Genomic DNA, 11,348 nt, shown 5'->3' on the forward strand with positions numbered 1-11,348 from the left:
AATGAGCAATTAAGAACTTGGACAATAAAACACGCCAAGGCAATATATAATGATAAGTAGATACTTACAATTATTTTTTTACCATCTCGTAAAGAGATGAGGCTTTCGCCTTCTCAACAAAGCGAGTCAGATCCACATCGCTGTAGGTTGGGGATTTGAGGATCTTGCCATCAGAAACTCTGAAGCCAATCATCATGTCAGTCCCTTCAGCGTGGCGGAAGCCCAGATCTTCCTTGTCGTATTTGCAATTCTCTACCGCCACACGACGCTCTTCGGCGTCAGCCGGCCACAGCTTGGTCATGTTGGAACGATGGATTTCTGCCACCAGCTCAACAATATCGATACCGAGAAAATCAGCCAGGCGGTAGGTCATCATGCAGGCAACGTAGATTTTATTCATCACGCGGCGCAGCTCCTGCACCAATTCGGAATCGCTAATCGGCTTCGCTTCGAGTTTGTCAGCCAGCGCATTCAGCATTAATGCAGCTTCTTTTGCTTCTTCAAACGGGATGGCCATGTCGTCAAAGACCGTGTTGCCTGGAACCATGATGGTGTGGATGAAGCGATCAACACTCTGCTCTTGGGTGTAGTAACTCATGCCCGTCGAGATGCCGCCTTTGATGGCCACCATTGTGCCGACGCCCACGTAAAGGAAGTCAGCCATCGCGTCCAGCAGTGCCGTCATGTCCCCGTTTTTAGCTGCCGGGATGCCCTCGGTAACAGCTTCTTCGTGGATCAGCTTGGCACGCAGACGCAGTAGTGCCGGATCTGGAATGGCACGGCGTGGGTGCTGAAACAGTGTGTGGAACTGGTCAACCATCAGGTAGATGCTTTCCGTTGCCTTGCCAAAACCGGGATTCAACTCGTAAGGCTCTGGCTTAAATCCCACGAGTTTGTCTGCGGCAAGTTTCAGATGATCGGTCAGTTTCGTAAATTTCATGTCTTCTTTCTTTCCTTTGGACTTCATTTGATACGTCAATTGTGACCCAGCAGCGCCAGGCCACAAAGTGGTTAAACTCGGCTTAAAGGTCTGCGAACTGGCTCAGGCCGGAGCGATCGACAGCGGAGTCAATCTGGCCAACGAGGTAGTTGCTTTGTTCAGCTTCCTGCGGAGCGATCTGCAGGGTGTCTGACAGCAGCCATTTATTCATCCATACCAGTGGATCGTCTTTGATTTCCGGGAACAGCGGTCGCAGCCCAAGACGACGCATTGCCAGGTTGGTGCGGTATTTCACATAGCTTTTGAGGATGTCGGCATTCAAGCCAATCATTGAGCCGTCTTTAAACAGATAGTCAGCCCAGCGCATTTCCTGCCCGGCCACGTCCATCATGGTCTGATAGATGAAGCTCTCTTCTTCTGCGGCAATCATCTTCCACATCAGACCTTCACGACCGGTACGCATAAAGCGGATCATGCGTTCAGTACCTTCGCAATGCAGAGCCTCGTCGCGCGCGATGAAGCGCATGATCTTCGTGTTGCCCTCCAGCAGCTTCCGCTCACCAAAGGCGAACGTACACGCAAAGCTCACGTAGAAGCGAATCGCCTCCAGTGCATTCACCGACACCAGTGTTCGGAACAGCTGGCGCTGGAGAGGGTAGGGCTTGCCATCAAACTCGCTGACATACAGCCGTTCAAATTCGTCTTCGCCAAGATGCTGGCGAGCGCAGGTCATTTCGTACAGCCTGTCATATTCGCTTGAGATGCTTACAGCCCGGCTGATGATCTCTTCGTCCGTGACGATGCCGTCGAAAACGATGCTCGGGTCATCCACCATACCGCGGATAATGTGGGTATAGCTGCGGCTGTGAATCGTCTCAGAGAACGACCAGGTCTCAACCCATGTCTCCAGCTCAGGAATGGAGATCAGCGGCAGCAGTGTTGCGTTTGGACTGCGACCCTGAACGGAATCCAACAGCGTCTGGTAACGCAGGTTGCTCAGAAAAATATGGCGTTCGTGCTCTTGCAGCTTGGTATTGAAGTCGATGCGGTCAGTGGTAATGTCGACTTCTTCAGGGCGCCAGAAGAACGAGAGTTGTTTCTCAATCAGCTTTTCGAAGTCACGGTACTTTTGCTGATCGTAGCGTGCTACGTTGACAGACTGGCCGAGGAACATAGGTTCCTTCGTTGCGTCGTTAGCGCCCAAACGGAAAGTAGAATAAGTCATGTATTTCCCTCTGAATGTTATCGAGTGGCTTTAAACAAATTGTTATCTTATTGGTTTAAACAAGGTACTCAACTCAATGAAAAGGTGGGGATTTCTCCCCACGCTCATCAGATTTTGCACGCGCCATCGCACTCATCTTCTGGCTCAACAACCTCCGCAGCGGAAGGTTCTGACACCTGATCGTCGTCATCACGCTTACCAGCGCCATCACGCGTGTTGTGGTAATAAAGCGTCTTCACACCTTGCTGATACGCAAACAGCAGGTCTTCCAGCAGCTTCATCATTGGAACCTTGTCGCCAGGGAAGCGAGTCGGGTCGTAGTTGGTGTTCGCAGAGATGGCCTGATCGAAGAACTTCTGAATGATGGCCACCTTAGTCAGATAGCCGCGGTTGTCCGGCATATCCCACAGGTACTCGTACTGGTCTTTCAGTTGCGCGAAGTCCGGAACGACCATCTTCACGATGCCGTCTTTGGACGACTTCACGGACACCGGGCCGCGGGGCGGCTCAATACCATTGGTGGAGTTGGTGATCTGACTGGACGTCTCGCACGGCATTTGGGCGGTCAGAGTGGAGTTACGCAGACCATGCTCACGGATACGGCCACGCAGCTCTTCCCACGGCATTTTCAGCTCGAAAGAGGTCTCCGGGTTGGTATCCAGCGTTTTGCGATAGTGGTCGACTGGCAGCTGGCCCTGTGCATATTTGGTGTGGGAGAACCAGTCACATGCACCTTTCGCTTCGGCCAGTCGGCAGCTCGCATCGAGCAGGTAGTACTGAATGGCTTCGAAGGTCTCATGCACCAGCTGGTTGCCCGCAGTGTCAGAGTAGTTAAAGCCGTTCTTCGCCAGATAGTAGGCAAAGTTGGTTACGCCAATACCCAGGCTACGACGTGCTTTAGCCGGGATTTCTGCAGCAGCCATCGGGTAGTCCTGATAGTCGAGCAGAGAGTCCAGTGCCGCCACAGCGTAGAACGCCACGTCTTTCAGTGAGTCCAACGTGCGGATCGCGCCCAGGTTAAACGCAGACAGAGTGCAAAGCGCGATTTCCCCGTTCGGATCGTCAGTGAACGCCAGTGGCTTGGTCGGTAGCGTGATCTCCATGCAGAGATTGGACTGGTGTACCGGTGCAATTTCCGGAACGAATGCGCCGTGATCGTTCATGTGGTCGACGTTGGCAATGTAAACACGACCAGTAGAGGCACGCTCCTGCATCAGCGTAGAGAACAGGTCGACGGCCGGGATAGATTTCTTACGGATGCTCTCGTCGGCTTCGTACTTCAGGTACAGCTCTTCGAACTTGTCCTGATCAACAAAGAACGCGTCGTACAGGCCCGGCACATCGTGTGGGCTGAACAGCGTAATGTTTTCGTTGCGCACCAGGCGGCGATACATCAGACGGTTAATCATCACGCCATAGTCGAGATGACGAACGCGGTTCTCTTCAATGCCACGGTTGTTTTTCAGTACCAGCAGACTTTCAACTTCCAAGTGCCAGATCGGATAGAACGCTGTAGCAGCGCCGCCGCGAACACCGCCCTGAGAGCAGGATTTCACAGCTGTCTGGAAGTGTTTCAGGAATGGAATAACGCCAGTGTGGGTGGCCTCGCCATTGCGGATCTCACTTCCCAGCGCACGCAGACGCCCAAAGCCAATACCAATTCCCGCGCGACGTGACACGTAGTCAATGATTGCGGAAGACGCAGCGCTAATCCCTTTCAGACTATCAGCAGCTTCAATCAGCACGCAGCTGGAGAACTGGCGAGTAGGGGTGCGCACGCCGGCCATAATTGGCGTTGGCAGAGACAGCTTGAATGTACTGGTCACATCGTAGAAGCCTTTGACCATCTCCAGACGCGTCTTACCGGCGCAGCCATCTTCCCAATTCTGGAACAGGCACATGCCGACCAGCATGTAGAGTTGCTGTGGCCCTTCGTAGATAGCGCCAGTTACTCGGTTTTGAACGAGATACTTGCTCGCCAGCTGCACGGTGGCGGCATAGCCGAAGTATTCGTCGCGCTTAGGCTTGATGTACACGCCCAGCTCGGCAATTTCTTCCTGAGAGTAGTACTTGAGAAGGTCTTCATCGTAAACGCCACGACTGACGTTGCTGACGATGTGATTGTAGAAATTCGGGTAGTCATACTGGCCGAAGGCGTCCTTGCGGATCTTGAACAGGCTCAGTCGCGCGGCAACCTGCGAGTAGTTCGGGGTTTCCGGAGAGATCAGATCGGCAGCGGACTTTACCAGCGCCTCATGCAGCTGGCAGGTGGTCATTCCGTCGAAAATGCTGGCAGCAGCGCCCATAGCGACAGCAGACGCGCTAACGTTGCGAATGTTTTCGACTCCCCACATCACAACGCGGTTGTATTTTTCCTCTGACAACGGCTCAGTGGAACCGTTACGTTTTACGATGCTTATCATGTATCACCCAATAAAAAAGGCCACTAAATATAGTGGCCTCATGTTAATAGATAAGTACTTACCTATCAATTACCGACTTATAAAATTCCTGCAAGAACATCGCGAACCTGACGGAATTGATCTGTTTGCATACCGGTGTAAATCGACGCGACAGCGTCCGCAAGGTGCTCGTTTTTATTCACCAGCACTTCCTTACCAGATTGCTTACGGCGCAACCACGGGGCGTTTGGCTGCTTCTGCGTAGCCCACTGAATGATCTCTTCCTTCGACGTGGTCAGCTTATTCCCGACATAGTGCTTAATCTCGTTTGGCGTGACCTGTATCAGTGGCTTATCCACGCACGCCAGTACGCCAATACAGATGCCGTATGAGGTCTGAGAGCGACTCGATTGGCTACCAACCGGCAATTCGCAAAACACCATATGAGCCTGCTCGATTATGGGCTTGGCGGTACGCCAGATTTCATTAGCGCGGCGCAGATCGTCGCTGTTTACGCGAACCGTCTTCTTGTTGCCGCCAGCTTTGGTTTCCACCAATGTCAGGCCATGAATGTCCAGCTTATCCGTTTCCAGATCCAGCGTGCCAATCGCCAGGCCAAAGTTGCTCATTGAAGGGTCGACGCCGACCACACGAATGGTTTTACTCATTTTTGGTCTCCTTACCACGTAGCCCAGGTTGGGCATTCCATTAGTTTCTGTTCAAGTGTCTTTTCCGGCTCGCGAGTTGGCGGCTTCGGAATGTCGCTAACAACGTGAATGCTATCGTTGGTTAGAACGCCTGCAGCAATGTCTGCATCGATCATGCTCTGGCCGATGAAATGCCGCATGATGTCGATCAGATGGCGTGCAGCCGTTTCATTCGCGCTGAATACATGGGGGAGAAGTACTTCAATAATCGCTACTTCACATCCCTCCTCGTAAAAGCAGAGTTTCGCCCGCTTTGAAATTGGCGCGTGTCGGTCATAGTCAACAGAGAAGCTGGCGAAAGCAGCACCCGGCATTGCAACGTGATCCGCGCGTGCGTTAGCGTGTCGAATCAGATTAGTGAATGCGGTGCTGATGTGCGTCTCCATCGCATTGAAGAGCGCATTTTCTTGGATGTTCAGCGTTCCGGTTTCAGGAATCACAACGAACCCCGGCCCAGAATGTGGGAGATATCCACCTTCCGTAAATGGATTAATAAGGATCGGCGCAGTGCTTCCTGACGGCAGCATAGACAAACTCGGCATCAACGGAGTCGATGACAGCAGACTGGTTAATACCGAGAACTGGTCGTCATTGATGTTTTCGTTTTTCCACAAAAGTGCAGGCGCAGCTGCTTTTGCCGTATGGTGGTTTATCAGCTTTATAGACTGCATCACGGCAAACATCTGCAAAAACTGCGTTCGGCTCAAGTTAAACGACATAGCTGCGACCCTCTTTGACTTCGACTGTGATGGTTTCCCGGAACCACGATTTCATCTCTTTGTGGGAAATGATCATCACTGTGCCGCGTTCACGCGCTTTGGCTTCCAGAATCCCCATGAGACGCTCCAGACCGGCAGTGTCGAGCGCGTCGTCAATTTCATCGCCGATAAACAGCTCGATATTCTTACTGGCGCGACTGGCAACCAGATCCTGCAAAGCAAGAGAGCACGCAATGCGTACCTTACGCTTCTCGCCACCAGACAACGTCTGGAAGGATTTGCTGGAGCCTGTTTTGGTTACGCTGATATTGAATTTGTCGCGATACTCGCCTTTCTTCGTTGTCTCCATTGTCGACCATTCGGCAACGATGTTGCCGTCCGACAGCGTGTTGAGATACTCCGCAGTTCTGATGTTAAGGAAAGGCGTAACAGAGGTCAGGATGTGTGAACGCACACCAGCTGGGGAGTAAACCTGGCGAGCTTTCTCCAGCAACAGAGCCTGCTCCTGAATACTCTTTAACTCATTTTTAAGTACTGAATGATTAGATTTATTGGCAGCAAGGTTGTCTTCATGACGTTTAATAACGGCCAGAAATGGGTTTACCTCTGCCATAATGCGATTCATGTCGGTACGTGCCCGCGCCACCATCGCTTCGACGGCCACAACTTCACGTTCTCGATGACGCAGCGCACTTAGCTCATTGGTCAGGCGTTCGATTCTGGCGATGATTTCTGATACGTCGGGTGTGGCTGCGACCAGTGCAGACTCGATGCCGAGCGCTTTCTCAAGACGAGCTTTGTGTTGAGCCACTGCCGCTGCTGATGCCTGCGCCTGGCCGATCTCATTACGCGCTTGTTCAATGAAACTCTCCTTTACGGTGGACAAATCTTCTTCGCAGTAGGGCTTTCCGCACGTAACACAAGGTGCTCCGACCTTTGTGCCAACCTCTTCTGCTTTGGTTTTAAACGAGCGAGCACGGTTCATGGACTCGTTCTGTGCCGCTTCTGAAGTGCGGATGCTTGAGCGGATCTCCGTAATCGCACCGCGCACCTTCAGCAGTTTGGCGTCATGCTCTTCTTTGGAGGCCAGCTTACTGCGTTCGCCAGCAATCGCGTTTTCCGTATCCCGGATCTGTTCCGGCAGCGAGCGAATTTCCATCACGACTTCGGACAGCGTTACCTCCGCGCCAGCCAAATCGACGCGGGCCTTGTCCAGACGTTCGCCGCGATCGCGCTCCCAACTATCAGAGGACGCTTTGGCCGCCTCAATCTCTGACTGCGCGGTCTCGATAAGCGTGAGACAGGCGTCCATTTTGGATTTGGTAACATCCATGCGTGCGGCAGCTGCATTAGCACGCTCGCGAGCAATGGCATAGGCTCGCGTTAACCGGTCGACGCCAGCGGCTTCTTCAACGATGGTTTTGAGGTTCTTGTCGGACATACCCGGCAGATCAGGCATTGCTTCCTGACTGGCGTAGATGGACGCCATGAACACCTCTTTCGATGCACCAATCAGGCGTTCAACGAACTCCTGCGTCAGTGTGTCTTTGCCTTTGGTCATATCACCGTCTTCGCCACGGACGATCAGCCGGTTCTTGAACTCTTTGTGTTTGCGGTGGCGAATGATGGCGTAACGCTTTCCTTCATCCTCAACAGTCACCATCACACGACAGTTTTTCTCGTGACCTGTAGACAGCACGTCGTCACCTTTGACGCCATGCGCAGTTTCGCCATACAGACACCACATCAGGCTGTTCATCAATGTCGATTTGCCCGCACCATTGCTGGCAGCAGAAGAGTCGCCACTGTTAACACCCTGAATGAGCACCAGACCGCGTTGGTCTAACTCAACTTCGGCGCTGGCTAACGCCATGAAGTTCTCAACCTGGAGCTTTAGAAATTTCATACAATGCCTCTAACTTTTTGATTCAAATGCTGGCCTTTTCGCAGTTGAAACTCTGTGTGGGCCGGGAAAGATCTCCGTTTCAGTACGCCTTGTTTGCTCAGTCTTCCCAGATAAAACGCCACAGGGTTTCCGTTGGGTGGGTAGGGCTTGTGGAACATCACCGTCTGGCCTCGTTCAAGTCTTTTCATCGTGGAGATGAAGTCCCGAAAGCTCCCAGAATGGCTCGTTCTCACACTGCCTCCGCACTCTCCGCTTCGGTCAGGATCTCCTGACATAGCATGTCCAGCTTGCTCAGGTCGAAGCCGCCGTCAGTGTCGTGAACGATTTTGCAGTACGCCGCGACGGACTCGCCCAGGCTGTCTATTTTGCTGGTCTCCGCAGTACTGGCAGTGCCTTCCATCATCGATGCCTTGCGGATGAAGTTGCAGACGACACCCTTCGCGCCCATTGTTTTCAGGACGTTCTGGATTTTGATGCCTTCTTCATCGCTCTCCACAACGGCACGGAAGCGCACGTAGTTACCGCGAATTTGGTCGTCTTCCACATCGTCCTCAAGGTTGACGAACTTGGGTGCGGAGGTTTCGTAGTGGGTGAATGTGCCGTCAGGGTTGACGATCATGAAGCCAGCCAGCGAGCCAACATCGCCCCAATTCTGGTGCGTCAGCGCCCCGATGCTAACCACTCCAGGCAGCACTTCTTTGTGGTTGTGGTAGTGTCCGGACAGCAACAAACGGAAGCCGATATCTTTCAGTTCCTGTGCGTCGATGCCGACATCTGGCATGGTGGGGATCGCTTTGTTGATCGAGGTATGCACAACGACATCGTGATTGTCGCCATCCAGCCCGGAACGCAGTGTTTTGAGGTCGCTAATAAGCTCTGCGTGGTTGTTACGCCAGCTAATCAGGTGGACGGTTACGTCGCCCATTTTGATGGAGTGAGGACGTTTGCCGCAGACAATTTCCACACCGATTGAGCGCAGAGAGGCCGCTGCATTGGCGCTGTATACGGAATCGTTGGTTTCGAGGTCGTGGTTGCCGGCCAGCATAACCACTTCGAGGCCCAACTCTTTGATGATCCACTCGTAAGTTTCAGTCACGAAATGCAGGACGGAAGGTGATATAGCACCACGAACATGGAAAGTATCACCAGCCACCAGCATGTACTTACAGCCCGCAGCTTTCATGGCTTTGGCTGCTTCTTTCGTGGCGTCCAGTTGGATCTCCAGTCGAGAGTTCAGCCCGTCAGCGTTTGTTGTCGCAAAAGCATCCCAACGATGATAATGGGGATCTGATATCACCCCGTATGGCAATGTCATGTGTCTTTTCCTTTGTGGTTATTTTGATACAGATGTTAAGCGTGTTTGAGAGGCGAGCAACCCAGACAACACGGCACAGAAGAAAATCTACAGGCACACGATTATGACAAAATATATAAGTAAATACCTACTTATTTTTATGGTGGTGACAATATCTCAACCGTATGGGGGCTTATTACTTCGGATCGCGAAACAGCATCTGCGTGCCTTTGGGGGACGTGTCGAAAAGGTGAAAACCTCTGCGTTTTAGCATGTCGGCCATTTGCGAGGATTTGACGTAGCACTTCGCCATCATCGGCTGGCTCGGGTTTGAATCGATCATGTCGGACACCAGCATTGACCCATAGCCTTTCCCGCGTAGCTCTTTGACGATACTGACGGCACGGAGTTCAAGTCGTGGCGCACCGGTTGGATCGAGTGCGGCACAGAACCAGATTAGCCCTGCTTTTTTGTCATCAGAACGGCGCAGCAGGATGTAGATATAATGCCCGGAGTATTGGCCCTGCTCGTTCGTCTTGATGGCCAGCCTGGTCTGCTTCTCAAAGGTTTTACCCCCCTTTGATGTGAGGATCTCTTCGTAGAAGTGACCCTTGCGTGCGCCGTCTTCGAACTCACCCATGATAAATGGCATGTCTGCCACAGTTGCTGCCCTTGAATAAAATTCACTCATGTATTAATCCCTAAAGCTCTCAGTGTCTTTCTAAGACACCATATTTTATGCCCCGGTAAAACCATGAGTTTACGTTTAAAACGTCTCAGGGGGCTTCTGACGCGCTACGCTGATGTCGATTACCCCAGCTTTTGGGCGAGGGTCGACAAGATTCAACTCTTCAGCACTGTGATACTCCGTATCGAACTCCCGATCGACATGGCGAATGTAGATGGCCGTAAGAAGGCTGTCGTCGTTCAGGAAGTGTCCGTAGGATTTGCGGATCACTTCGCCAACCTTCTCGATCTTCTCTCCACCCATGCAGAGATGGTTAAACCGGCTGTGTTTCCGCAGCATCTCATCCACCGGGCCGGAGTAGACCTTATCGACTCTCCCGAACCGGATGATATTTCCAGTATCAGCCTCAACCAGACAAACGAGCTTGCCAGGTTCGACCCGGTCTCGCCATGTTACACCAGAGCGGAGTGTGTTGAAGTAGGGTGCGTCTAATCCGATGATCGGTTTACGAAATGCCAGCAGTGGCACGTAACGTATGCAGTTGTTCAGGTGGAAGTGCGCCCCGGCGTCGTGGAGTTTGAGCCGGGTTTCGTTAATCGGGCACTTCGACGCAATGCCGCACAGGTCGCAGAGCAACTTCTGTTTGTTCAGGCTAGTGTTCGATTCAATGGTGTAGGAGCCATCTTCAAGACGGCGAACCCAGCGCGTGCGTTTGAGATCCATAGTTCTTATTCAAATAGTTTTGTCCGGGGCAACGATAACTGACAAGGCGCACCGATGTTTGCAAATGCCTGTTTTACTTATACCCATTATTCACAGGACCGATCCAATAATTAGATCCCCAGAGAGATCCTACAGAAGATCAAAAGAGATCCCCGATCGTCTCCAGCCGTTGCGGTTACTGGCCTGAGAGGGGGTTACTATCCACTATGGGGAGGAAAGTAACCTCTGTAGAGAGCATAATAACCGCTATGAAGAGCAAAACAACCTCTCTGGAGAGTGGTCGGTATCCACTGTAGTGAGTAGGAGACATTGTCTTAACTGGATAACTCAGTGCCTGTTTTTCTACGTCAGGTGGCTGATATTCATAGAGATGTTGGAAGTTTTGCGTTCAGGCGTGTTTGTTTCGACCACACATTATCCCCAGAAGGGGAGTGATGGCTGGTTTTGCAATTACCTGATTTTTATACACAGGCCCGATCCAGTAATTCAGATCCTAAAGAGAACCAAATAGACCCACAAAGACCCAAAAAGATCCCCGTACCCCGCAAACCGTTGTGCCACATGGCCTTAGAGGTGATCGATATCCACTATAGAGAGAAGATCAGCCACTATGAAGAGTAAACCAACCACTGTAGAGAGTAGAAAAACCACTATAGGCGGTAGGATAACCGCTGCGATGAGTGCTACTATCCACTGTAATCAGCAAAGGCCACCAAAGCGGTCGAATAAAAAGAGACACTTGGA

At 52.0% G+C, this 11,348-nt stretch carries 10 protein-coding genes; all 10 read right to left on the bottom strand.

Annotated elements, in window-relative coordinates; translation table 11 throughout:
- Nucleotides 1–70 precede the first annotated feature (70 nt).
- The 10 genes from ACQG0S_RS23260 to ACQG0S_RS23305 all read right to left on the bottom strand — a co-directional run bounded on the left by ACQG0S_RS23260 (nucleotide 71) and on the right by ACQG0S_RS23305 (nucleotide 10,604).
- Nucleotides 71–940 carry a phosphoribosyl-ATP pyrophosphohydrolase gene (locus tag ACQG0S_RS23260; RefSeq protein WP_057102246.1) on the bottom strand — a complete coding sequence of 290 codons (870 nt, stop codon included), beginning with the start codon at nucleotides 938–940 and terminating at the stop codon, nucleotides 71–73.
- A gap of 82 nt (nucleotides 941–1,022) precedes the next feature.
- A complete protein-coding gene (gene nrdB, locus ACQG0S_RS23265; RefSeq protein ID WP_002231164.1) occupies nucleotides 1,023–2,165 on the bottom strand; it encodes a class Ia ribonucleoside-diphosphate reductase subunit beta in 1,143 nt (380 codons plus the stop codon).
- A gap of 107 nt (nucleotides 2,166–2,272) precedes the next feature.
- The gene (gene nrdA, locus ACQG0S_RS23270; protein WP_022649913.1) at nucleotides 2,273–4,588 is read right to left on the bottom strand and encodes a class 1a ribonucleoside-diphosphate reductase subunit alpha; all 2,316 of its coding nucleotides are present in this window, start codon (nucleotides 4,586–4,588) and stop codon (nucleotides 2,273–2,275) included.
- Between the two features lie 77 nt (nucleotides 4,589–4,665).
- Entirely contained in the window at nucleotides 4,666–5,235 is a 570-nt protein-coding gene (locus tag ACQG0S_RS23275) for a hypothetical protein (RefSeq protein WP_004110012.1), read from the bottom strand.
- A gap of 11 nt (nucleotides 5,236–5,246) precedes the next feature.
- Nucleotides 5,247–5,993 (bottom strand): hypothetical protein, encoded by a 747-nt coding sequence (locus tag ACQG0S_RS23280; RefSeq protein ID WP_004110014.1) that lies wholly within the window; start codon nucleotides 5,991–5,993, stop codon nucleotides 5,247–5,249.
- Nucleotides 5,983–7,899: an AAA family ATPase gene (locus tag ACQG0S_RS23285; RefSeq protein WP_022649911.1), complete on the bottom strand. Its 1,917-nt coding sequence runs from the start codon at nucleotides 7,897–7,899 to the stop codon at nucleotides 5,983–5,985. Before ACQG0S_RS23285 ends, ACQG0S_RS23280 begins: the two co-directional genes overlap by 11 nt.
- Nucleotides 7,896–8,174, bottom strand: a complete 279-nt coding sequence (locus ACQG0S_RS23290; protein WP_045261882.1) for a hypothetical protein — start codon at nucleotides 8,172–8,174, stop codon at nucleotides 7,896–7,898. The genes ACQG0S_RS23285 and ACQG0S_RS23290 overlap by 4 nt, the downstream gene beginning before the upstream one ends.
- Nucleotides 8,129–9,214 carry a metallophosphoesterase family protein gene (locus ACQG0S_RS23295; protein ID WP_022649910.1) on the bottom strand — a complete coding sequence of 362 codons (1,086 nt, stop codon included), beginning with the start codon at nucleotides 9,212–9,214 and terminating at the stop codon, nucleotides 8,129–8,131. The genes ACQG0S_RS23290 and ACQG0S_RS23295 overlap by 46 nt, the downstream gene beginning before the upstream one ends.
- Nucleotides 9,215–9,389: 175 nt before the next feature.
- The gene (locus tag ACQG0S_RS23300) at nucleotides 9,390–9,845 is read right to left on the bottom strand and encodes a GNAT family N-acetyltransferase (RefSeq protein WP_227880427.1); all 456 of its coding nucleotides are present in this window, start codon (nucleotides 9,843–9,845) and stop codon (nucleotides 9,390–9,392) included.
- 114 nt (nucleotides 9,846–9,959) lie between these two features.
- Nucleotides 9,960–10,604, bottom strand: coding sequence for a hypothetical protein (locus ACQG0S_RS23305; protein ID WP_049002211.1), 645 nt, complete (start codon nucleotides 10,602–10,604; stop codon nucleotides 9,960–9,962).
- Nucleotides 10,605–11,348 lie beyond the last annotated feature (744 nt).

Source organism: Enterobacter cloacae complex sp. 418I7 (assembly GCF_050030705.1).
GTDB classification, from domain to species: Bacteria; Pseudomonadota; Gammaproteobacteria; order Enterobacterales; family Enterobacteriaceae; genus Enterobacter; species Enterobacter intestinihominis.